Source organism: Mesorhizobium sp. RSR380A (genome assembly GCF_054719385.1).
The window spans coordinates 271,913-293,000 of the sequence record NZ_JBTTIB010000001.1 but is presented as its reverse complement, the minus strand read 5'-3'; the positions used below and the strand labels follow the sequence as shown (position 1 = coordinate 293,000).

At 61.6% G+C, this 21,088-nt stretch carries 21 protein-coding genes, 1 tRNA gene and 1 pseudogene; 12 read left to right on the top strand and 11 right to left on the bottom strand.

The window, feature by feature from the left end; genetic code table 11:
• The first annotated feature begins 17 nt into the window (after positions 1 to 17).
• Complete coding sequence (locus ACYG9Z_RS01545; RefSeq protein ID WP_023688346.1) at positions 18 to 596, top strand: NUDIX domain-containing protein; 579 nt, start codon at positions 18 to 20, stop codon at positions 594 to 596.
• An 88-nt stretch (positions 597 to 684) separates the two neighbouring features.
• Positions 685 to 1,656 carry an ATP-grasp fold amidoligase family protein gene (locus ACYG9Z_RS01540; protein WP_023681534.1) on the top strand — a complete coding sequence of 324 codons (972 nt, stop codon included), beginning with the start codon at positions 685 to 687 and terminating at the stop codon, positions 1,654 to 1,656.
• 1,286 nt (positions 1,657 to 2,942) lie between these two features.
• Here the strand turns inward: ACYG9Z_RS01540 and ACYG9Z_RS01535 are convergent.
• A complete protein-coding gene (locus ACYG9Z_RS01535; protein ID WP_245259867.1) occupies positions 2,943 to 3,086 on the bottom strand; it encodes a hypothetical protein in 144 nt (47 codons plus the stop codon).
• Between the two features lie 162 nt (positions 3,087 to 3,248).
• Between ACYG9Z_RS01535 and ACYG9Z_RS01530 the strand changes: the two genes are divergently transcribed.
• A complete protein-coding gene (locus tag ACYG9Z_RS01530) occupies positions 3,249 to 4,112 on the top strand; it encodes an ATP-dependent DNA ligase (protein WP_023667527.1) in 864 nt (287 codons plus the stop codon).
• On the opposite strand, the gene ACYG9Z_RS01525 is transcribed toward ACYG9Z_RS01530, so the two are convergent.
• The 5 genes from ACYG9Z_RS01525 to ACYG9Z_RS01505 form a co-directional block, all read right to left on the bottom strand.
• On the bottom strand, positions 4,109 to 4,357 hold the full coding sequence (locus ACYG9Z_RS01525; RefSeq protein WP_023695401.1) for a hypothetical protein: 249 nt from the start codon (positions 4,355 to 4,357) through the stop codon (positions 4,109 to 4,111). The genes ACYG9Z_RS01530 and ACYG9Z_RS01525 overlap by 4 nt on opposite strands.
• 943 nt (positions 4,358 to 5,300) lie before the next feature.
• Positions 5,301 to 5,492, bottom strand: a complete 192-nt coding sequence (locus ACYG9Z_RS01520; RefSeq protein WP_023667524.1) for a hypothetical protein — start codon at positions 5,490 to 5,492, stop codon at positions 5,301 to 5,303.
• Positions 5,493 to 6,239: 747 nt separating this feature from the next.
• A tRNA-Leu gene (locus ACYG9Z_RS01515) sits at positions 6,240 to 6,325 on the bottom strand.
• Positions 6,326 to 6,453: 128 nt separating this feature from the next.
• Positions 6,454 to 7,116, bottom strand: coding sequence for an outer membrane protein (locus ACYG9Z_RS01510; protein WP_023702493.1), 663 nt, complete (start codon positions 7,114 to 7,116; stop codon positions 6,454 to 6,456).
• Positions 7,117 to 7,245: 129 nt separating this feature from the next.
• Positions 7,246 to 8,097, bottom strand: a complete 852-nt coding sequence (locus ACYG9Z_RS01505; RefSeq protein ID WP_023702492.1) for an alpha/beta fold hydrolase — start codon at positions 8,095 to 8,097, stop codon at positions 7,246 to 7,248.
• A gap of 247 nt (positions 8,098 to 8,344) precedes the next feature.
• Here ACYG9Z_RS01505 and ade point away from each other — a divergent pair, with 247 nt between their 5' ends.
• A complete protein-coding gene (ade, locus tag ACYG9Z_RS01500; RefSeq protein WP_023751503.1) occupies positions 8,345 to 10,156 on the top strand; it encodes an adenine deaminase in 1,812 nt (603 codons plus the stop codon).
• Positions 10,157 to 10,178: 22 nt separating this feature from the next.
• Here the strand turns inward: ade and ACYG9Z_RS01495 are convergent, their stop codons facing one another.
• The 3 genes from ACYG9Z_RS01495 to ACYG9Z_RS01485 form a co-directional block, all read right to left on the bottom strand.
• Positions 10,179 to 11,342 carry an alpha/beta hydrolase gene (locus ACYG9Z_RS01495; protein ID WP_023714234.1) on the bottom strand — a complete coding sequence of 388 codons (1,164 nt, stop codon included), beginning with the start codon at positions 11,340 to 11,342 and terminating at the stop codon, positions 10,179 to 10,181.
• Between the two features lie 133 nt (positions 11,343 to 11,475).
• Entirely contained in the window at positions 11,476 to 12,549 is a 1,074-nt protein-coding gene (locus tag ACYG9Z_RS01490) for an alpha/beta hydrolase (RefSeq protein ID WP_023681526.1), read from the bottom strand.
• 100 nt (positions 12,550 to 12,649) lie between these two features.
• Positions 12,650 to 14,053 (bottom strand): aminopeptidase P family N-terminal domain-containing protein, encoded by a 1,404-nt coding sequence (locus ACYG9Z_RS01485; RefSeq protein ID WP_031244015.1) that lies wholly within the window; start codon positions 14,051 to 14,053, stop codon positions 12,650 to 12,652.
• Between the two features lie 123 nt (positions 14,054 to 14,176).
• Here ACYG9Z_RS01485 and ilvA point away from each other — a divergent pair, with 123 nt between their 5' ends.
• From ilvA to ACYG9Z_RS01470, 3 genes and pseudogenes are all read left to right on the top strand, one after another.
• On the top strand, positions 14,177 to 15,433 hold the full coding sequence (gene ilvA / locus ACYG9Z_RS01480) for a threonine ammonia-lyase IlvA (RefSeq protein WP_023751501.1): 1,257 nt from the start codon (positions 14,177 to 14,179) through the stop codon (positions 15,431 to 15,433).
• Positions 15,430 to 16,007 (top strand): annotated as a pseudogene (locus tag ACYG9Z_RS01475) (DUF1697 domain-containing protein). Before ilvA ends, ACYG9Z_RS01475 begins: the two are co-directional and overlap by 4 nt.
• A 149-nt stretch (positions 16,008 to 16,156) precedes the next feature.
• Positions 16,157 to 16,861: an outer membrane protein gene (locus tag ACYG9Z_RS01470; protein WP_023691203.1), complete on the top strand. Its 705-nt coding sequence runs from the start codon at positions 16,157 to 16,159 to the stop codon at positions 16,859 to 16,861.
• Positions 16,862 to 16,966: 105 nt separating this feature from the next.
• Here the strand turns inward: ACYG9Z_RS01470 and ACYG9Z_RS01465 are convergent, their stop codons facing one another.
• Together ACYG9Z_RS01465 and ACYG9Z_RS01460 are read right to left on the bottom strand one after the other, a co-directional pair.
• Positions 16,967 to 17,260 carry a DUF2218 domain-containing protein gene (locus ACYG9Z_RS01465; RefSeq protein ID WP_023744840.1) on the bottom strand — a complete coding sequence of 98 codons (294 nt, stop codon included), beginning with the start codon at positions 17,258 to 17,260 and terminating at the stop codon, positions 16,967 to 16,969.
• Positions 17,261 to 17,393: 133 nt separating this feature from the next.
• Entirely contained in the window at positions 17,394 to 17,834 is a 441-nt protein-coding gene (locus ACYG9Z_RS01460) for a VOC family protein (RefSeq protein WP_023681520.1), read from the bottom strand.
• 359 nt (positions 17,835 to 18,193) lie between these two features.
• Between ACYG9Z_RS01460 and ACYG9Z_RS01455 the strand changes: the two genes are divergently transcribed.
• The 5 genes from ACYG9Z_RS01455 to ACYG9Z_RS01435 all read left to right on the top strand — a co-directional run bounded on the left by ACYG9Z_RS01455 (position 18,194) and on the right by ACYG9Z_RS01435 (position 21,068).
• Positions 18,194 to 18,790 carry a cold-shock protein gene (locus ACYG9Z_RS01455; RefSeq protein ID WP_027050415.1) on the top strand — a complete coding sequence of 199 codons (597 nt, stop codon included), beginning with the start codon at positions 18,194 to 18,196 and terminating at the stop codon, positions 18,788 to 18,790.
• Between the two features lie 113 nt (positions 18,791 to 18,903).
• The gene (locus ACYG9Z_RS01450; RefSeq protein WP_023681518.1) at positions 18,904 to 19,476 is read left to right on the top strand and encodes a DUF192 domain-containing protein; all 573 of its coding nucleotides are present in this window, start codon (positions 18,904 to 18,906) and stop codon (positions 19,474 to 19,476) included.
• Positions 19,477 to 19,486: 10 nt separating this feature from the next.
• Positions 19,487 to 20,254: an alpha/beta fold hydrolase gene (locus ACYG9Z_RS01445; RefSeq protein WP_023751499.1), complete on the top strand. Its 768-nt coding sequence runs from the start codon at positions 19,487 to 19,489 to the stop codon at positions 20,252 to 20,254.
• Between the two features lie 57 nt (positions 20,255 to 20,311).
• On the top strand, positions 20,312 to 20,683 hold the full coding sequence (locus ACYG9Z_RS01440; protein WP_023751498.1) for a hypothetical protein: 372 nt from the start codon (positions 20,312 to 20,314) through the stop codon (positions 20,681 to 20,683).
• A gap of 70 nt (positions 20,684 to 20,753) precedes the next feature.
• Entirely contained in the window at positions 20,754 to 21,068 is a 315-nt protein-coding gene (locus tag ACYG9Z_RS01435; RefSeq protein ID WP_023667509.1) for a hypothetical protein, read from the top strand.
• Positions 21,069 to 21,088: the final 20 nt, after the last annotated feature.

Genomic DNA, 21,088 nt, shown 5'->3' with positions numbered 1-21,088 from the left:
ACAGCTTGGAGCTCATCATGGAAGATCGTATCCGCATCCGCTCGGAGGAAGTCCTGTCCGACGACTGGGCGGTCCTGAAGAAGACTGTTCTCGATTACCGTCGGCGCGACGGGCAGTGGGAGACGCAGATTCGCCAGACCTACGATCGTGGCGACGGCGCGGTGATCCTGCCTTTCGATCCCGAGCGTCAGACGGTGCTTCTGGTGCGGCAGTTCCGCTACCCCGCCTACGTCACCGGCCACCGCGAACCGCTGATCGAGGCCTGCGCCGGCCTGCTCGACAAAAACGATCCCGAAACCGCCATCCTCAAGGAGGCCGAGGAAGAGCTCGGCTATCGCCTACAGAACATCGAGCGGCTGTTTTCCCCCTATATGAGCCCGGGCAGCGTCACCGAACGGCTGTGGTTCTTCGTGGCGCGCTATTCACCCGCCGACCGCATCTCGGCCGGCGGCGGCGCGGCCGACGAGGGCGAGGACATCGAGGTTCTGGAAATGCGGCTTGATGAAGCGCTGGCCGGCATTTCAGACGGCCGCATCATCGATGCCAAGACGATCATCCTGATCCAGCATTTGAAACTGTACCCGATGAAGGGCTAGCTCGGCGAAGCTCGACGTGCCTCACTGCTGCGGGCAGGGTGGCCGTCCACTTCGCGGATGAAGTTGCGCAAGTTGCAAGGACACCGGAATGGCGCGTGGCGCAAAGGCATGGCTGAAGCGAAACAGCGCGCGGGCATCTCTCCTGTTGCTGAACGCCGCGCTGCTTGTCCGCTACCGCCGGTTGACCCAGCGTTTCCTTGAGCGGATGCGGCATCTGCCGAATTTTGCAGCCCCGGTGACGTTCACGGAAAAGATCCACTGGCGCAAGATTTTCGATGACGATCCTCGCTTTACCGGTCTTCTCGACAAGCTCAAGTCCAAGGAAATCGTCAGGGAGCGGCTTCCCGGGCTCGCCATCCCTGAGGTGCTGTGGCAGGGCGACGATCCGCGCCAGATCCCCTTCGATGACCTAAAAATCCCCTACGCCGTCAAATGCAACCACGGTTGCGCCATGAATGTCATCGTTCGCGATCCGGCCAACGCCGACCGGGAGGCGATCATTGCCGAGATGACGGAATACCTTGGCCAAACCTATGGCGCCCGGAAGCTGGAGCGCAGCTATGCGCACATAGAGCGGCGGGTTTTCGTCGAAGCACTTGTGGGCAAGGACCAGGGCTATGACCCGGTCGACTACAAATTCTGTGTGCTGGCTGGCCGCGTCGCCTACATCGTCGTCGTCGCCTTCCGTTCCACGGTCAAGAATACCGCCCACCTGGATCGCGATTGGCGCCCGCTGAACATTGCCCAGGGCGCGATCGACTCGAGCCTGGAAATTCCCCCTCCCAAGAGCCTGGCGCGGATGATCGAGGCAGCCGAGGCGCTCGGCAGCGAGTTCGACATGGTGCGTGTCGATTTCTACGAGGAGGAGGGGGAGCCGATCTTCGGAGAATTCACGGTCTACCCACGCAGCGGCTTGCTGCAATTCGACCCGGCTGCCTTCGACCGCGAACTGGGCGCGCATTGGGATATTGGCGCGTCAGCTTACCTCAGTCGTTTGCCCAGCCGATTTGCCCGGCGATATAAGGCAACGCTGGTCGCCGCCGGCTATCTCGACGTTTGACGGCTACTGGGTGGCCTGCCACCCCGAAGCTCGAAGAGCGAAGGATGGTGCGGAGAACCCATACGATTAGAGATCGAGGGAAACTGATAGCTCAGCAGGTCAATAGCCGTGATTTCGAAGTGCTGCCTCAACTGAGCCGTAGCGGTCAATTTGCCCTGCTGGGATCAATCTTCGTGAGCCGCTGCCTGGTCTCGACCACGCGCCTTTGCGCAGATCGGATTCGGCAACACAAAGGCGAGATTCATAGCGACGCCGCAGTCTTCATGGAGCAAGTTTTCAGCGCGCTTCCTGCTGCGACTCGGCCGATTACCGCTAAGGTTACCGGCAAGCTCTCCCACGTCCGGACTGGGTCGAGATCATTTGAAGAACTCTTTCAGCTTGTTGAGTCGACTGTCGCCAGAGGCCCTCCGGTCTTCAGGACTCGGCGCCTCGCCGATCGTATCCTGCTGGATAAAGCGAGGTTCTCAGCCACCATTTTCTCGCTGAGTACCAGCGCGAACTCGGTCTGTTTGATGCGCTGCTGAGCATCAGCGAGTTGCATCGTGAAAAGATCGGTTGCCATTGTTGATCCGGGATCCGCGAGATTCATGATTGCGTAACACATGGCGGCCGAAATCGTTCCTAGTTGTCGGGCGAAACCGGTGCCGCAAAGGGCGGCTGAGTTTGAACTTCCCACCCGACCAGACGTCCGCGAGCGCCAAGGCATCGAGAGCCCAGTGATCGGAGGGCCACTACGAGCGGGCGCAACCCGACCACTTAAGTGATCAGCCTCGCTACAGCCTTGACAGGTACAGTCGCGGCCTCATCAAGGGGAGGTATCAATGGTCTCGGCGATTGGAAACCAACATCGGCAGGCAGCTGAAACTCGACCGAAACCCGCAAAGACAGAACCGGGCGAAGGATTTGCGCCAGGCAAAAGCGCAGACAGCGTAGGACATCGCGCCAAGGCAATGGCGGCAGAAAGTGGCGACACGGTTTCTGGCGCCCAGGGGCGCGCCGCATCGACAATCGCCAGGATGGATATCACCGTTTTGGCTCCACAGAGCGAAGAGCCGCCTTTGGAGTAGCCCGGGCGGCCGTGCCGCTGCCTCGGTCCTTGTGCAGCACAACGCGCGCTGGCTACGCTCGGTGGACATCGTCGTCTCGAAACACTTCGGGCGTTGCACTGCCGCGAGCCGCCTTCGCTGCTGGTCGAGGGGCTGTAACCCTTGGTGAGGCCGGCATCGCCTCGCCGGTCGTTGCGAGCCCACGATCGCGCGGCCAAGCGACCTTCCCTGTGTCGGTCTCTATTTGATACTAGGGGACGGCGGTTTCATCACGGGCAATTGCAGCTGGTCAATGGTTGCGACGATGCCGGCGGCAATGGCTTCCGCCTCATGGATCAGTTCCGGACCATAGAGCCCATTGACCATCTCTTCGCTCGGCAGCACGCCAGGAGGACAGTTCTTCCATTGTGCGCCGGATGAGCGTCAGCGCTGCCCGGCATTGGTCGGCTTCGATCTTCATAGCCCTTCAAACATCCAATTCGTCTAAAATGTTCCGGAACTAATTTAGCAATTGCTAATTGAAGTCGCAGTTCTGCGAGTCAGTGCATGCGTCTGAAATTCATCAAGCCCATGGAACCCGAACTGGTCGACACGCCGCCGATGGGCGATGATTGGATTCATGAGATCAAATTCGATGGCTACCGCACCCAGGTCATCAAGGATGATGACGGGATTCGGCTGATCACCAAGAACGGTTATGATTGGACGGGCCGCTACATCCAACTTGCCGGTGAGGCGGAAGCGATCGAGGCGAAAGACTTCATCATCGACGGCGAGACCATTACGATCAATGAGGCTGGCCTATCCGACTTCCATGCGCATCAATCAGCCGCGACCAGCCGCAAGCCTTCGCGCGATCTGTATCTGCTAGCATTCGACCTCTTGCACCTGAACGGGCATGACTTGCGGAACACGCCGGTGGAAGACCGTCGCGAGATACTCCGGGCGTTGATCCCGGACGGCGGCCGAATTCAGTTCAGCGAAGCGATGCCGGGCACTGGCGACGCCGTCTTTCATCTGGTCGACCAGGCTGGGCTTGAAGGTATCGTTTCAAAGCGGAAGGGCAGCAAGTATCGGTCGGGTCCGACGACGAACTGGCGCAAGATCAAGTGCTATGCCGAAAAGGAGATGGACATCATCGGCGTGCAGCGCGAGGCCGGCAAGCCTGCCATGGTGCTGATGGCCGACAAAGGCCACTATGCCGGCGGCGCCTTCGTCACCTTCAAGGCGGACAAGCGCCAGCGCCTATGGGACCGCGTGCAAGGCAAGATTGGCGGGCCGGCGCCGAAAGGGCTCAAGAGTGACAAGGCCGAATGGCTAAAGCCGGGCCTGGTCGGCCGCGTGCGGTTCCTAAAGGGCGAGGAGAAGCTTCGCCATGCCAAGCTGCTGGATTTCCGGGAGGAGACTTAGCCCGGAGGCTTGTCCCGGGGCTGTGCCGGTCCTGTCCCGTTCCACTGGATGAACTTCGCCCTCTGGCCGGTGATGGTCTCGATCGACTTCAACAGGGGTCCATGGACCTTACGTAGAGCTTGGTAGTGCTCGCCGTGGTACGCCAGGAGCGGCCCGACGATGCTCTTGTGCAGCGCTTCGGCTGCCGCCAGGAAGCGCTCGATTTCAGCCCGGGAAAGTTGTTCCGAAGGTTTGGTTCTGGCCATTGGCGCTCTCCATTGAGGGGTCGCCGCAACGAGGACTATAATCCTACATGCCGGACTGCCTGACAAGAGGGCTCGCCGGCCTTACCCCGCAGGTAGCAGTAGGGCGACGGCGCCAAGCGCAGCATCAGGAGCAACCACCAGCAAAGATGAGCAACGGCAGGCCCGGCGACCTCCTTTGGCACACGGACAAACAAGAAGGTCGCCGAGCCTTACCGGCGCTGCTTTGTGAGGGAGACGACGCCGGATGAGATGAGAGTATGCGATCGTGCTAATCTCTGCGAACCATGCGAACGAAGGAAAGCCTTGTGGCACGGACGTTGAGATCAAGGTCGGCGGGGCGCTGATGCAGGATTCTTCCAAAGCGGTAGTGAGTCCAGAGCGGAACATTAGCGTCGGCCAACGGTTAATTCGGCAGTGTTCCGAACCGTGATTGGTAGAGCGATGGTGACGTTTCATCTTGTCTATTTTTCCGGCCTCACGGCAGACCAGCTGCTAGGCAGCGCCGTTCCTATCCTGGCGTGTTTGCTGCTTTATAACGCTCTGGCTACGGACGCCTAACTGATGGGTCGGCCAGCGGCCGGCCTCCTTGGCAGCCGGCGATTGCCATCCCGATGCCAACTTCAAGACCTATCACGAGGCCAAAGACAAGCTTGCCGACGAAATCAATGGCGAGGGCCGGACAGGACGCCACACGTCCAGGCAGGGCTCTCTGACGGCATTGGCGATGGCCCGTTGGCAATTCGGGGGTCCATTGTTCCCATTTCTGTTTCTCCCAAAACTGCCCGCTGCCTCACGGTGGCGAGCTTTTTCGTTATAGGGCCCTCCGCGCTGGGCAATCTGTTCCAGGAGCTTCTGTGATGCCTCTATGACGCGGCAAACCTTGGAAAAGGTTTCCGTGGCAGGACCGGGGTACGATTCTAACCAACTACCGCTGTATAGGCCACTAGCGCCCGACGATCCGGCTAATCATGTCGTCATCAGGTGCGCTGTCGGTGAATTCCCGTAGCAGCGCCTTCGCGTGGTCTACCCAATGCTCTTCAGCCAGGTTCAACTCCCGAACGGATCTCCTGAAGGTCTCGCACACCACATCGAAATCGAAGGCGTCAATGCTGTAGCCTTCCTCGTCATGGTCCATCGGCCGCCTCCCCTATGGGGGAAACTGTACGGAATCGTACGAAGCAAGTGCAAGCGCATTCAAAAGCAATTGGCTGATGCCGCCCGATCGTTCCACAATGTGTTGCTAATATGCAGCACCGACTGAATCTCCGATCAGCGGCACTTGTGGTTGGTTCCAACAGCTGCACGTTGACGGCAAGATGCCAAAGCCAACGACATGCGGGCGACGAAGATGGACAAGCGACAAAACACAAGAAATGTTGAGTTGGTCGGTCTTCTGGCCGTGCCGTTGTCAGTTCTAATCACGCTGCTGATAGCTGGAATGATCCTTTGCTGAAATTTTCAAGTGGCAAAAGGCTGGGGCGGCGGGTTTTCCCCTTTGAAAGAAGTCACCATGTCCCAATCCGTCGAACCCCCGATATTGCCAGAGGATAGCCCAGACCGTGGGGTGAACTGTGAAGTCGCATTAGAAGCCGCGTTTGCGGCCTTGGTGACTGCGTCAGAAGCGCAAGGTTGGACGCCACAGGAAACGGCCGCAACTCTTCTTAAAATCGCGACGGAGCATGCCCACCGGGTTAAGGCCGCTGCGGCCCCAGCCGGCTCCTAAGGGAGTGCCTTGACCTGGCCCGCGCGGTCGGTCGCTACCGACAGGAGTGTTGCAGCAGGTATTCCAGCAAGAGTGTTAAACCTCTTCAGTTGCTACCCGCGTCAGCCTTTTCTATGGTAGCCAGTGAGTTCTTACAGAACAAATCCTAAGCATTTCAAATGGTGCGGACGACGGGAATCGAACCCGTACGATCAGAGATCGAGGGATTTTAAGTCCCTTGCGTCTACCAATTCCGCCACGTCCGCAGGCCAGCCCTTTTCAGACGCCAGCGAAAACCCGTCAAGCCATCTTTTGCCGAGTGTCGGACTCATGAAAGGTGGTTCGTGATGGCAAAACAGTTGGTTGTTGCCAAAATCTCAGTCGCCGAGAAGGCTCAGAATTTGTAGCTGAGATTGATACCGACCGCGTTCAGCTTCACATCCTGATCGCGATCGTTGAAGGGTTCCGCCACGTCATAGTGCTCGGAGCCGAAATCGTAATAGCGATATTGCGCGCCGACGATGAATTTGTCGGTCAGCGCATAGTCAACGCCGGCGCCCAAGGTCCAGCCGATATTCGTGCGTGTGCCGGCGAACGACGCGCCCGCGACTTGCGACGTTTCGATGCCGGCAAAGGCGACGCCGCCGACGCCGTAGACCAGCACGCGGTCCATGGCGAAGCCCGCTTTGGCGTTTACAGATCCGAACCACTTGATGTCCGTGCGGAATGTGCTTCCAAGGCCTGATACCGCCGTACCGTCGACGGCGGAATAATTGAGCTCCGCCTCGGCGCCGAGCACCGCCTGATCGAACTGCCACAGGCCGGCGACATGGCCCCCGACGAAACCGCCGTCAATATCGGGCGAGATGGAAAACGGCGCGCCTTCCGTCACTGATATGTCGGACTGGCCCCAGCCGTAGCCGGCCTGCAGGCCGGCATAGTAGCCGGTCCAGTCGAAGCCTGGTTCGGTCATCGGCACCGCCATCGGGTCGGCGGCGAATGCCGGCGCGGCCAGAGCGATCAGAAATCCGGCACTGGCAATCGTCAGACACCGCATCGAGTTCTCCGAAAAGGCTGTTCAGAAGGCGCCTTGCCGGAAGGTAATCCTATTCGCCGCAAAACGGAACCCATTGTTCAACAATCGGAAGCACCCGTTGCTGCGCTGGGTGCTCTATCTTGGGGGGCGCTATTTGGCGTCGATGAAGTCCAGCGCCGCCTTGCTATATTCGTCCGGCGCCTGCAGCATGGCGAAATGGCTGGCGTTGGGCAGGATGATGAGCTTGGCGCCCGGAATGACGGAGGCCATGTATTCGGTGTGTTCGCGCTTGATCGCCTCGTCATGGTCGCCGGCAACGATCGCAGTCGGCGTGGTTATCTTGCCGAGCTGTTCCTTGGTCCAGGCCGGCTCCGACTCCCACATGTGGCTGATCTGCGCCACGAAGGCATCGTACTGGTCGGGAGTCTTCGACAGTTTCTTGTAGTCGCGTCCCGAGCGGTCGATATAGGCGGCAAAGGTCTTGTTGGTCAGCACACCCGGATCGACGCCATCGGTGGTGACGTTGGCGGCCTGCGCAAAGAGCCTTGTCAGCCGCTCCGGATGATGCAGCGCGATGTCGATGCCGATAATGCCGCCGTCGCTCCAGCCGACAAGAGCGGTCTTGTCGATCTTGAGATAGTCGAGCAGCGCAAGATAGTCCGACGCCATGAGGTCATAGCCGTAAGGCTGCTCGGTGCGGGTAGAGCGGCCATGGCCGCGGCTGTCGGCGATAATAACCTTATGCGTCTTGGACATGGTCGCCACCTGGCTTGCCCAGATGTCGCCATGGCCAAGGCCGCCATGGATCAGGAGAATCGGATCACCGGCGCCGAAAACGGCGTAGTACATCTGAATGCCGTTGACCGGCGCATATCCGCTCTGTTCAGGCTTGGGCATGGCCGCCGGTTCGGGCAAGGTCTGCCAACGTTCCTCGGCGGATGCAAAGCCGGCCGAGATCAGGAACAGGGTGACGAAGGCGAGTGCTTTCAGGAACCGGGTCATGACTTCACCTCAGGAGGTTTCGGCCTCATCACAACAAAAACCCGCCTCGCGGCGGGTCGTCGGAGCAAATCAGCACCGTCGGCAGAATAGTAGCATAAGTGCCGGCACAAGCCAAACTGAATGACCGCCGTGACGCTCGCCGGTGTGAACGGGTGCAGCGCATCCGCCGATCATCGAGCGGATTTCGTCCGTGATCGCTGGCCAAAACCTTGCCGGCTTGGCACAGTCTGGCAAACAGGAGTCTTTCATGGCCAAGCAGCCGTCGGCGACGAAACCCAAGCCCTGGACCGAGATGGCGACGCATCTGGTCGACGTCGCGACGGGGCGCAAGCCTGCCGATCTCGTCATTCGCAACGGCCGCTGGGTGAACGTGCACTCCGGCGAAATCATAGCCGGCACCGACATCGCCATATCAGGCGGCCGCTTCGCCTATTGCGGGCCGAATGCCAGCCATGCCATCGGCCAGGGCACCAAGGTGGTCGACGCCGGCGGTCGCTATCTCGTGCCCGGCCTGTGCGACGCGCACATGCATGTCGAGAGCGGCATGGTGACGGTGACCGAGTTCTGCCGCGCCGTCATCCCGCACGGCACCACCTCGATGTTCATCGATCCGCACGAGATCGCCAATGTGCTGGGTCTGCCCGGCGTGCGGCTGATGCATGACGAGGCCGTCGCCATGCCGATCAACGTCCATGTCCAGATGCCGTCCTGCGTGCCGTCCGCGCCGGGGCTGGAGCATGCCGGGGCCGAACTGACGGTCGCCGATGTCGCGGAAGCGATGACCTGGGAAAACATCATCGGGCTCGGCGAAGTGATGAATTTTCCCGGTGTCGTGGCCAACGATCCGGTGATGTCGGGCGAGATAGCCGCCACGGTGCGAGCGGGCAAGACGGTCGGCGGCCACTATGCGTCGCGCGATCTCGGCCTGCCGTTCCATGGCTATGTCGCCGGCGGGCCGGAGGACGACCATGAAGGCACGCGCGCCGAGGACGCGATCGCCCGCGTGCGCCAGGGCATGAAGGCAATGCTGCGGCTGGGCTCGGCCTGGTACGATGTTGCCTCGCAGATCAAGGCGGTGACCGAGAGCGGGCTCGACCCGCGCAACTTCATCCTGTGCACCGACGACAGCCATTCCGGCACGCTGGTGCATGAAGGCCATATGGACCGGGTGGTGCGCCACGCCATCCAACAGGGATTGAAGCCGGTGACGGCGATCCAGATGGCGACGCTGAATACCGCCCAGCATTTCAAGCTGGAGCGCGAGATCGGCTCGATCGCGCCGGGACGGCTGGCCGATCTGCTGATCGTCGCCGATCTCGCCGCCATGACCATCGACGAGGTCTATGGCCGCGGTATCAGGCTGGCCAAGGGCGGCAAGCTCGAGATCGACATCCCGGCCTATGATTACCCCAAATCGGCGAAGAACACCGTCAAGCTCGGCAAGAAGCTGAAGCCAGGCGACTTCGACATTGCGGCGCCCAAGGGCGCCAACGAGGTGCGGGTGCGGGTCATCGGCGTGATCGAAAACCAGGCGCCGACGCGGGCGCTGGAGGCCGACCTGCCGGTCGAGGACGGGCTGGTCGCCATGGACCGCCGCAACGACATCTGCCAGATCGCGCTGGTCGAGCGCCACCGCGGCACCGGCGGCGTCACCAATGCCTTCGTCTCAGGCTTCGGCTATATGGGCGACTGCGCCATTGCGTCGAGCGTCGCACATGATGCCCACCACATCATCTGCGTCGGCACCAACAAGGAAGACATGGCGCTGGCCGTCAACCGCCTGGGCGAGGTCGGTGGCGGCGTGGTGCTGTTTTCGAAGGGCAAGGAGCTTGCGCTGGTCGAAATGCCGATCGCCGGGCTGATGTCGGACGAGCGCGCCGAAATCGTGGCGGCCAAGGCCGAGAAACTGACCGAAGCAATGCGCAAGATGGGCTGCTCGCTCAACAACGCCTATATGCAGCACTCGCTGCTGGCGCTGGTCGTCATTCCGGAGCTCAGGATTTCCGATGTCGGCCTGATCGACGTGACGACGTTCCAGAAGGTCGATCTTTTTATCTGAGATCAGCCCCGGTGCTTGGCTCTCATCCGCCGGTGGCGATGGTCAGCACCTTGAATGGCGTGGTGATGATGATCTCGGCGACGGATCCGACTGCCTTGCCGAGGCCTCGGCCGAGATTGTCGATCTGGCCCTGCGTGGGTTCGTCCGATGCCAGGCCGGCTGGAGCGCGCAGACGGTCACCGAGCAATTGCACCAGGAACGGGTTGTCGGCGAATTTGGCGTGGTTCAGGCGGTCGCCGCCCTTGATCTGGCTGAGGTCGGCCACGACGACGCCGTAGCTGGCGATGTCGGCGGCGTTGCCGTAGTCGCCGACGCGCGGCTTGTCGCCGGATATCAGGCTGGACAATCGCAGAGCACGGTCGTCGGCGGAAAGCAGGATGACGAACGGCCTGTCGGGCTTGCCGTAGCGGATCATCTGCTTCTTAAAGACGTCGACATCGATATCGGGCGATGCCAGGACGACACGGCCGAGCTTGCCGTCGAGATCGCGGTCGCCGGTGATCGCCAGCTGGCGCAGCGCTTCCATCGTCACCCAGGTTCCCATCGAATGCGCGATGATGTCGATGCTCTTGACCCGTGTCTTGGCGAGCATCCTGAGCGTCGCCTCGAGGTCGTCGCGCGCGGCGTTGGCGCTGTCCTTGTCGTAGATATAGCCCGTGGTCTTGCCGCTCGAAGCCCACGAAAACAAGATCGGCGTACCCGGATATTCGGTGTCGTGGGCGATCTGCGTCAGCCGGTAGACCCCATCGTCGAAGCCGTTGTTGAAGCCGTGGACGAAGACCAGCGCGCGGTCGCCATTCATGGCGATGTTGGCGCCGACGGCCTTGGCGAATTGCGAGGCGTCGCCATAGTGGACGACGTCGGTGGCGGTGAATTGCTTGGCCGGGTTCGAATTTGCCGAGCCCTTGGCGCGCTCGATGGCGCCGACCTGGTGGACCTTCGGCACGGTGACGTCGACGCGGGCGTAGCTGGTGGTCAGCGAGCGATCGCCATCGAACACCTGGCGTGGGTCCTTGGTCGCCTGCTTGCGGGTGGTGGCGACGAAGATTTCGTGGGTGGCCGCGATGTCGGAGGCAGGCACCGAAACCGTCGTCTCGTTCAACAGGTCATGGGTGTTCGGGCCGACGCAGCCGGCGGCAGCGAGCGCGAACGCAAGGACCAGGACAGTCTTCCAACGCTCGTTCACGCGGGCTCCCGCTGGCGCATTGGCGCCGATTTCAATGTCGTAGAGGCAGAGACCGGCCCGGTCCAGTTGAAAGTGATCGGGCCGAGCGGCATTCGCGACCTCACGCAGCGACGGTCGCCGCAAGGCGACAGCCTTATTGTCCGAGCGCGCTGATACGGTCGGTCACCGTCTGGTCGCTGGCAAAGCCGTCATCCTCGCGCAGCCGCTGGCCGATCATCTTCACCAGTTCGGGATTGTCGGCGAATTTGGTGTGGTTGAAGCTGTCGCCTCCCTTGACCTTGGAGAGGTCGACCACGGTGACGCCATAAGCGGCGAGGTCGGCGGCATCCTTGTAGTCGCCGACGCGTGGCCGCGAGCCGGCGATCAGGCCTGAGAGCCGCAGCGCCCGGTCGTCGTCGGAGAGCAGCAGGATGAACGGCTTGTCCGGCTTGCCGTAGCGGCGCATCTGGCTCTTGAAGACGTCGACGTCGATGTCGGGAGAGGCCAGCACGACATCGCCGAGCTTGCCGCCGAGATCGCGGTCGCCGGTGATGGCCATCTGGCGCAGCGTTTCCATGGTCACCCAGGTTCCGAGCGAGTGGGCGACGATGTCGATGCGCCGCGCGCCGGACTGCTGCAGCATGCGCAATGTCACCTCCAGCTGATCGCGGGCGGCGCTGGCGCTTTCCTTGTCATAGACATAGTCGGTGGTTCTGGCGCCCGATGCCCAGGAAAACAGCACCGGCGTGCCGGGATAGCCGGAATCGTGGACGATCTGGGTCAGGCGGTAGACCGCGTCGTCGAAGCCGGTGTTGTAGCCATGCACGAAGACCATGACGCGGCCGCCGCGCGCGGCGATGTCGGCATTGAGCGCACTGGAGAATTTCGGCTGCGCATCGTAGCCGACGACCTCGGAGGCCATGAAGTACTTCGCCGGGTCGTTGGACCTGCCGCGCGAGCGGCGCTCGATCTGGCCGGTCTGGTGGGTGCCGGGAACGGTGACGGTGACGCGGGCGTAGTTCAGCGTCGCCGAGCGTTCGCCGTCGAAAACTTTGTTGGGATCGTCGGATTTCTTGCGTGTGGTGGCAATGAAGATCGAGTGATTGCCTGAGATTTCGGTCACCGGCGTGGACATGACGGCGCTGCCGAGCAGTTCCTCGGTTTTGCGGCCGCCGCAGCCGGCGATCAACAGGGCAAGTGCAAGAATGCAAATCGTCTTCAAACGCACGTCAAAAATTCCACTCCGGCCAAAAGGCCCATATACCCCCGCGGCACCTCCCGGACAGTGAGAGTGCGGCAGAAGTAAGTCGTGTCCAGCCGAAATGTGGTCAGCGTCGAGCCACGGTCATCGCACTGTTGCGCGAAAGCCAGAATGGCGGCAGGAACGCAGGGATGTTGGAGAAGGGCAATACCTCGGGCTTGAGCCTGATGCCGAGCACATCGCCCATGAAGGCGCGGCGCGCCTCGATGCGGCGCCATGCCTCGGGATAGCGGGCCGCGATCTCCTCGCGCAGGGACTCATCGGCAAGCGCGATACCGTCTTCGATGTTGGTGGTGAAATAGCTGGTTCCGGTCGCCGGAATGATGTCGACCTGCAGCGCCATGCCCGATTGCAGCTTGATGTCCGAGCCGGAAAACACCGGCGAATGCATCCATTCGTCGATATGGACGAGATGGCCGGGATTGAGCGAGACGCCGAAGAACGGGTCGCCTATGCGGTCATGCACGGCTTTCCAAAGCGCTCCGCCGGCAACGCCTATGCCGATGCTCTCGTACCAGTCGACGACGGCGGCGAAATAGGGCGCTACCAGCTGTTCGACATAGTCGCTTATCTCGCGCGGCAGTTCGGCCGCGCTCTCGACCAGGAAGCCGGCGCGGGCGTTGAGCGAGCCCTGGATGCCATAGGCCATGGTGACGGGATCGCCGCGCTTGATGATGTCGAGGCGCGGGCTAGGCAAGCCGTAGGGCGCACGCCTGCCGGCGGACAGCATCGGGTGGCAGCACAGGGGCAGGCCGTTGATCCCCATCAGCCGCGCGGCCTGCAATTCGCTCATGCCGGGCTCGATATTCCTAAGCACGTTGCGCAGGCCCTGCGAGGAAAAGGTCGCGGCGAATTCGAAGGACGCCAATTGGTCTGCCTCGTTGATGGCGCGTAGGCCGTCGGACGGGTTCATCAACAGGTTGGCGGCGTTGACCACCGCGCCTCTGTCGCCGGCCAGTGTGCGCAGCGTATCGGCGATGAAGGACGGCAGGTCGAGCGTCGTCTCGCCAAAGCCGCCATCGCCGGGGCCGAACGGCTTCCAGCCGATGGCGCCGATCTTCTGGCCGGCCTTCAGGCCGCAGGCGGCAAGCGTGTCGGATAGAGAGGCCGAGCGGTCGCGTGGCTGCGCCGGCAGCGAGAAGGTCTGGTAAAGGACGCGCTCGTAAGGCCCGTCGCAGATTTCGGCATAGCCCCAACCCTCATTGCCGACGAGAAGTTTTGGCTGGCTGCCGGGAACGATGACCAGCAGCGTCTCCTCGAAACGCGGATCGTAACCACTGAGATAGGCGACATTGGCCGCGTGCTCGCGGTCGCCATAGACGGCGAAGGCATCGAGCCCGGCCTCGGCGCCGCGCGCCAGCAGAGCCTCGATGCGCGCTTCGTAGGTCCGCCGCTGAACTAGCGGCATCACTGTTGGTTCGCCGAATTCAGGAAGGTCTACGGTCTTCAGGGCGACAGCCGAAACAGGCATGAAGATGGCTCCAATGGATTCCTGCTGGCGCGTCAAAGCGGCCGCGCCGCATCGGTGGCTGCAAACGGCGAATTGTGCAATAGGCTTCGCCTTCGAACCATTCGATCCAGAGGTGACGGCGCCATGAACAGTTTCTCCTCCCGTGTCGCCACCGCCGCAGCCGCGATCCGCGAGATCTTTCCCGAAACGCCGCTGCAGGAAAACGACTATCTGTCGAAGAAGACGGGGGCTCGGGTGCTGTTGAAGCGCGAGGATCTTTCGCCCGTGCGCTCCTACAAGATCCGCGGCGCCTTCAACTTTTTCCGCAAGGCGCTTGCCGCCGGCAACGAGGCCGAGCTGTTCGTCTGCGCCTCGGCCGGCAACCATGCGCAGGGCTTTGCCTTCGTCTGCCGCCATTTCGGCAAGAAGGGCGTGGTCTTCATGCCGGTGACGACGCCGCAGCAAAAGATCGACAAGACGCGGCTGTTCGGCGGCGATTTCGTCGAGATCAGGCTGGTCGGCGACTTCTTCGACGACTGCTACCGCGCCGCCTTCGAATTCACCGAAAGTTCCGGCGCGCATATGGTGCCGCCCTTCGACCACAAGGATATTATCGAGGGGCAGGCGACGGTCGCCTATGAGATCGCCGACCAGATGCCAGGCGCGCGCATGCCCGACATCATCATGCTGCCGGTCGGCGGCGGTGGCCTGGCCGCGGGGGTGACGCACTATTTCGCCGATCAGCAACGTGAGGCGCGCTACGTCTTTTGCGAACCGGCCGGTGCGCCGAGCCTGCATCAGAGCCTCGCCAGCGGCAAGCGCGTCCGGCTCGCCAATGTCGACAATTTCGTCGACGGCGCGGCGGTGGCCGAGATCGGCCGCGAGCCGTTGCGCCACCTCAAGGAGTTCGCCGCTCAGGCGGTGCGGCTGATCCCTGAGAACCGGCTCTGCGCCACCATGATCGAGATGCTCAACATCGAAGGTGTGGTGCTGGAGCCGGCCGGTGCCTTGGCGATCGACGCGTTGAAGGATTTTTCGCGCAAGGAAATCCGCGGCAAGACCATCGTCGCGGTGGTGTCGGGCGGCAATTTCGATTTCGAGCGGCTGCCCGACGTGAAGGAGCGGGCGCTGCGCTTCGAGGGGCTGAAGAAATACTTCATCATCCGCTTTCCGCAGCGGCCGGGCGCGCTGCGCGACTTCCTCGAACTGCTCGGTCCCGACGACGACATCGCGCGCTTCGAATATCTGAAGAAATCGGCGCGCAATTTCGGCTCTGTGCTTATTGGCATCGAAACCAAAGACCGGCGAAACTTCGATTTGCTGAGGGCGAATTTCGAGGCCGAGGGCGTCCACTATCAGGACATCACCGACAACGAGACCCTGGCCGGGTTCATCATATGAGCGGTACAGCCTGCCACCCGAAGCTCGAAGAGCGAAGGGTGGTCTTCGTCGCGCTGTTTTCCGGCATCAATGTCGGCGGCAACCGCATCGTCCAGATGGCGGAGTTGCGGGCGTTATTCGAGGCGCTAGGCTTCACCGATGTCGCCAGTTATGTGCAGAGCGGCAATGTCGTGTTCCGGACCAAGAAGGGCGACGCCGCCACGCTGGCGAAACAGATCGAAATGGCGTTCGAGAAAAAATGGGGCTTTCACTCGCGCATCATGGTGCGCGATCTCTCCTGGTTCGAACGGTTGGTGAAGGAGAATCCTTATCCGGAAGTCGCCGGCGATCCGACCAAGCTTCACGCCTACACGCTGGAGCGCCAGCCGACGGCGGACGAGATCGCCAGGCTTGCCGAAAAATGCACCGGCCCGGAAAGCTTCGAGGTCAGGGACGACGTGCTCTACCTCAAGGCGCCGGACGGGCTCGGCAAATCGGTGTTCGCCAATCTCATCCCGCGCGTGCTGAAAGTGCCCGGCACCGCGCGCAACGGCGGTCGGTGCTGGCGCTGCTGCAGATGGCGCGTTCGCTTTGAATCGCTTAGATCTGCGTTGCGGTTGCGATGCTAATTAAGTCTCGGCTAAACAGTTGTTTTCTGCAACAATTTCCGATTTTCCGGCCTGGGCAGCTTAATGAATATTGCATGTCTGTGCTATGCTCTTTCCGACTGCATTGGGGAGTTTCATGAAACGTCTGCTTCTCGCATCCACTTTCCTGATTTCGGCTTGCGGCGCGACGTTCGCCGCCGACGTGATTGAGACCGTACCGGCAGGGTTTGTCTGGTCGGGTGGCTATGTCGGCATCAACGCCGGCTATGGCTGGGGACGCGGTGACGCGGTCGACCAGACGGATTCCTTCTTCGACGAGGAGCTTGGTCAGACCCATGACGTCGATACCGACGGCTTCCTCGGCGGCGTTCAGGCCGGTTACAACTGGCAGTCTGGAGCATTCGTCTATGGCGTCGAAGCCGATCTGGGCTATCTCGGCCTCGATGGCGACAGGACTATCGTCGAAGAGCCCGACAATTTCGGATCGGCGAAACTGGGCGTCTATGGCGATCTGACGGCACGTCTGGGCTACGCCACCGACAGGCTGGTGATCTACGCCAAGGGCGGCGCGGCGGCGACTCACTACAAATTGAGTTATGGCGATACTTTCGATTTTGACGGGGTGCCCGACCCGGACAGCAGCGCATCGAAGAGCGGAGGCCGCTTCGGCTATACGATCGGTGGCGGTGTCGAATGGGCCTTCGCCGACAAATGGACCACGAAGCTGGAATACCAGTACTTCGACTTCGGTAAGGTCCGTTTGACAGATATCGAGGGCAACGACGCAAAGGTGAAGATCGACGCCCATACGATCAAGATCGGCCTGAACTACAAGTTCTGATCGATCCGTCGTTCCGACGGTTCAGATGGCGTCGCAACCAAGTGACGCCATAACGTCGCCCGGGGCTGGCAGCTTCCGGCGTTCGGCGTTGCGGCTGACAGCAGATCAGGTCGCCGGAGCCTGCTTCCACTCGAAAGTCAGTTCCTCGCGGAAGGCAAAGCGCTTGATGTGATCGGCAACAACGCTCTCCATGCGCTCCAGCGATCCGCTTTCCTCCGTCGACACCGTGATATGCAGCGCTGCCGCATCGGCATCGAGAACCGTGCGGCCGAGCGACAGATCGATGGTGCCGTGGTTTGGATCGAACACGACGGGAAATTTGTGCGCCCAGTGCTTGCACAGCTGCTGCAAATAGCGGCTGGCATATGCGGTGGTGACATCGGCACGGCTGGTCGGCATAAATGAATTCTCCTGGATGAGGCACTGGCTTTGCTTGGCTGGCGCGACAGGCAGGTAAATAGGTGCCGTTGGTCGAAATGGCAAAGGCGGCCGGCTTGTCGGCGCGGCCGCCTCGCTCAAGATGGCGTGATCGCTACCAGGTGCCGGTGTTCGGCATCGATGCCCACGGCTCGGCCTTGGGTTTGGCCGGGCCCTTCTGCAGCAGTTCGAAGGAGATGCCGTCCGGCGACTTGACGAAGGCCATGTTGCCGTCGCGCGGCGGCCGGTTGATGACGACGCCATTGTCCATCAGATGCTGGCAGGTGGCGTAGATGTCGTCGACCTCATAGGCGAGATGGCCGAAATTGCGGCCGCCCTTGTACTCCTCCGGATCCCAATTGTAGGTCAGTTCGATCAGCGGCGCCTTCTCAGTGATGCCGCTTTCTACATCCTCGGAGGCGGCGAGGAAGATCAGCGTGAAGCGGCCCTGCTCGTTTTCGTAGCGGCGCACTTCCTTCAGGCCGAGCTTGTTGCAGTAGAAATCGAGCGAGACATCGACGTCGGCGACACGGACCATTGTGTGGAGGTAGCGCATGGGATTTCCTCGGGGATGTTTGGGTTGCGAGGCAACATAAGGTCCACCCCGTCGGAGGGCAACGAGCATCGGACTGGAAAAGTGATCACCGGTTTTTGGAAAATCAGGTTGCTCTGACAAAAGCGTCCGACCACAAGTGGTTGCCGATTTCGGCAAAATCCGATGCAAATTGCCGACCGGTTGACGGCCTTGACGGATCGCCATTGCAGCCGGCAGCGACGCCGGCAAACAACAAGTCAGCTATTCCTGTATTCAACCGTGAAAAAAGGCACGGCAGGTCTTGCACACCCCGGAAGCGGCGGTGTTAATCTAATGTCAAGAATCACTTGCGGTTTTCTTGAAAAAAAGGGGGCGTTCTTATGGGGGATAAGGCCTCTTTCACGAGGCGGGATGAGAACCTTGACGACGCCCTGAAGCGCGACAGTGGCGGCGATAGCGCCGACCTTGTCGAAATCGCCGGCGCCATCAAATGGTTCGACGTGGCCAAGGGCTACGGTTTCATACTACCCGATGACGGTTCCTCGGGCGACATCCTCCTCCATGTCACCTGCCTTCGAAAGGACGGTTTTCAGACGGCATTGGAGGGCGCGCGTGTCGTGTGCCTTGTCAAGCATGGCGACCGTGGTTTGCAGGCCTTCCGGGTGCTGTCCATGGACACCGCCACCGCGGTCCATCCGGCCGAGATGCAGGAACAGCGCACCCATGTGGCGGTGACGCCGGAAAGCGGGCTCGAGCGGGCGCTGGTTAAGTGGTTCAACCGCACCAAGGGCTTCGGCTTTCTGACGCGCGGCGAGGGCACCGAGGATATCTTCGTCCATATGGAGACGCTGCGCCGCTATGGCATCACCGAGCTCAGGCCCGGACAGGTCGTGCTGGTGCGTTTCGGACGCGGTGACAAGGGCCTCATGGCTGCCGAGATTCACCCTGATATGGGCACCTTGCCGGTCGCGCATTAGGACGCGAGCCTTCCTGAGGAAGTCAGGACGGCGGTTTTCTTGGTTTCACCACGATCTTATCCGAATACCTGAGACCACTTTTAGGGATCATGGTCTTTGGTCGAGGATTTCCAATGGCGTACAGGAACTGGCTGACAGCGGGCGCGCTCTGCGTCATCGTTGCGGTAGCCGCAGGCGCTTACTTCTATTCCGGGCAGCCGACCGCATCCCAGCAGACGATCGCCGGCGGTCAGGCGATGATCCTTCCCGTCGATCCGACACCCTTGGTCGTGGCGACGAAAGGGGGCGATAAATCCTTTTCGATCGAAGTCGCCGACACCGACTCGGAACGCGAGGCCGGCCTGATGTATCGCCAGGATATGGCCGACAATCATGGCATGCTGTTCGTCTTCGAGATGCAGAAGCAGGTCGGCTTCTGGATGCACAACACGCCGATGCCGCTCGACCTGATCTTTGTTGGACAGGACGGCAAGGTCCGGGCCGTCAAGCACGGCACTCCATTGTCCGATGCAGTCATCTCGCCGGGTGTGCCAGTGCGCTTCGTGCTGGAGCTCAAGGCCGGCACCGCCGCCAAAAACGGCATCGACTATGGCGATCTGCTGCGCCATCCGGCCGTCGGCACGGTGTCCGGCCCCGGCATGCCGCCATCGGACAAGGGCAACGCGCCCACGCCCGGCGCCGGCTGAGCCGCTCCCGATGCAATTCTTCTCCCATGACGGGTTCGACTTCGCCTTCCTCGACCGCCAGCCGGCGTCGGGGCCGGGCGATCCGGTGCTGATGATCCACGGCTTTGCCTCCAGCCACTATGTCAACTGGGTCTCGCCCGGCTGGTTCAAGACGCTGAACGACGCCGGCTACCGCGCCATCGCCTTCGACAATCGCGGCCACGGCTCGTCGTCGAAGAGCTATGACGAGGCCGACTACACACCAGCCAAAATGGCCTCGGATGCGGCGGCCCTGCTTAACCATCTCGGTGTCAGGCGCGCGCATGTCATGGGCTACTCGATGGGCGCGCGCATTTCCGCGTTTCTGGCGCTGTCCGATCCCGACAAGGTGGCGACGCTGGTCTTCGGCGGCCTCGGCATCGGCATGGTCGACGGCGTCGGCGACTGGGATCCGATCGCCGAGGCGCTGCTGGCCGACGATCCGGCCGCCACCAGCCATCCGCGCGGTCGCTCGTTTCGCGCCTTTGCGGATCAGACACGCAGCGACCGCCGGGCATTGGCGGCCTGCATCGCCACGTCGCGCGAACTGCTCAGCGAACACGACATGACGCGCATCGCCCAACCGACGCTGATTGCGGTCGGGACGACAGACGATATCGGCGGCTCGCCCGACGAGCTCGCCGCGCTGATGCCGAACGCCAAGGTGTTTCACATAGACGGCCGCGACCATATGCTGGCTGTGGGCGACAAGACCTTCAAGCAGCGGGTTTTGGAGTTTTATGCCGAAAATCCGCTTTAACCGGTAAGCGATTTTTCGGGCGAAATGGATTGGGCGGCCGGCGAGGGGTGGCAAACAATGGCTCAATGGGGAAGAAGCGCCGACGCTCTGCCGGGCGCCGTCGTGACAAGCATGTTCGGCAAGCGTTCCGTCATCCTGGCGCTGCTCGCCTTCGGTGCCGGTGTGATAGCGCTGACCACAATGGTGGCGCTGCCGGCCCACGCATCCGAGCGTGCCCAGAACATCGCCACGGCTTTCTTCATGGCGGTTTTCCTGCTGGCAGGGCCGTTGGCGCATATTGCCGGATTGATTTTCGGGCTGATCGCGCTGGTGCGTTCGAACGATAGCCGCGTGCTTGGGGTCGTCGGCATCCTGCTCAACGGCGGCTCCCTGGCGGTTGGCTTCCTGCTGCTTGTGGCAATGGCATCGACGATCGGCGCTTTCACCTGATCGGGGACGAGTAATGGCCGGATGGGGAAGAAGCACGATAGCAATGCCCGGCGTGGCGGGGCGGAGCAGCTTGGGCAAACGCTCGGTGATCCTGGCCCTGCTGGCGTTCGCAATGGATTTTGCGGCGGTGGTCACGCTGGCGCTGATGCCAGGCGAGGCGTCGCTGGCCGCTCAAAACGTCCTCGGCGGGGTTTTTCTGCTGGTGTTTCTCGTTGCGGCGCCGCTGGCGCACATCACCGGCGTGGTTTTTGGCTTGATGGCACTGGGACGTTCAAACGACAATCGTGTCCTCGGCATCGTCGGTATCATCCTCAACGGGCTGTCGTTGGTGATCGGCCTGTTCTTTGTTTGGGCGGCCACCAAGTCCGTTGGCGCCTTCAGGTGATCGATCTTCGTCTGGCTTGC

What these genes read in the sequence shown, in the direction of transcription:
- ACYG9Z_RS01545 (WP_023688346.1), top strand. Translation starts at nt 18, where the DNA reads ATGGAAGATCGTATCCGCATCCGCTCGGAGGAAGTCCTGTCCGACGAC.
- ACYG9Z_RS01540 (WP_023681534.1), top strand. Translation starts at nt 685, where the DNA reads ATGGCGCGTGGCGCAAAGGCATGGCTGAAGCGAAACAGCGCGCGGGCA.
- ACYG9Z_RS01530 (WP_023667527.1), top strand. Translation starts at nt 3,249, where the DNA reads ATGCGTCTGAAATTCATCAAGCCCATGGAACCCGAACTGGTCGACACG.
- ACYG9Z_RS01525 (WP_023695401.1), bottom strand. Translation starts at nt 4,357, where the DNA reads ATGGCCAGAACCAAACCTTCGGAACAACTTTCCCGGGCTGAAATCGAG.
- ACYG9Z_RS01520 (WP_023667524.1), bottom strand. Translation starts at nt 5,492, where the DNA reads ATGGACCATGACGAGGAAGGCTACAGCATTGACGCCTTCGATTTCGAT.
- ACYG9Z_RS01510 (WP_023702493.1), bottom strand. Translation starts at nt 7,116, where the DNA reads ATGCGGTGTCTGACGATTGCCAGTGCCGGATTTCTGATCGCTCTGGCC.
- ACYG9Z_RS01505 (WP_023702492.1), bottom strand. Translation starts at nt 8,097, where the DNA reads ATGACCCGGTTCCTGAAAGCACTCGCCTTCGTCACCCTGTTCCTGATC.
- ade (WP_023751503.1), top strand. Translation starts at nt 8,345, where the DNA reads ATGGCCAAGCAGCCGTCGGCGACGAAACCCAAGCCCTGGACCGAGATG.
- ACYG9Z_RS01485 (WP_031244015.1), bottom strand. Translation starts at nt 14,053, where the DNA reads ATGCCTGTTTCGGCTGTCGCCCTGAAGACCGTAGACCTTCCTGAATTC.
- ilvA (WP_023751501.1), top strand. Translation starts at nt 14,177, where the DNA reads ATGAACAGTTTCTCCTCCCGTGTCGCCACCGCCGCAGCCGCGATCCGC.
- ACYG9Z_RS01470 (WP_023691203.1), top strand. Translation starts at nt 16,157, where the DNA reads ATGAAACGTCTGCTTCTCGCATCCACTTTCCTGATTTCGGCTTGCGGC.
- ACYG9Z_RS01465 (WP_023744840.1), bottom strand. Translation starts at nt 17,260, where the DNA reads ATGCCGACCAGCCGTGCCGATGTCACCACCGCATATGCCAGCCGCTAT.
- ACYG9Z_RS01460 (WP_023681520.1), bottom strand. Translation starts at nt 17,834, where the DNA reads ATGCGCTACCTCCACACAATGGTCCGTGTCGCCGACGTCGATGTCTCG.
- ACYG9Z_RS01455 (WP_027050415.1), top strand. Translation starts at nt 18,194, where the DNA reads ATGGGGGATAAGGCCTCTTTCACGAGGCGGGATGAGAACCTTGACGAC.
- ACYG9Z_RS01450 (WP_023681518.1), top strand. Translation starts at nt 18,904, where the DNA reads ATGGCGTACAGGAACTGGCTGACAGCGGGCGCGCTCTGCGTCATCGTT.
- ACYG9Z_RS01445 (WP_023751499.1), top strand. Translation starts at nt 19,487, where the DNA reads ATGCAATTCTTCTCCCATGACGGGTTCGACTTCGCCTTCCTCGACCGC.
- ACYG9Z_RS01440 (WP_023751498.1), top strand. Translation starts at nt 20,312, where the DNA reads ATGGCTCAATGGGGAAGAAGCGCCGACGCTCTGCCGGGCGCCGTCGTG.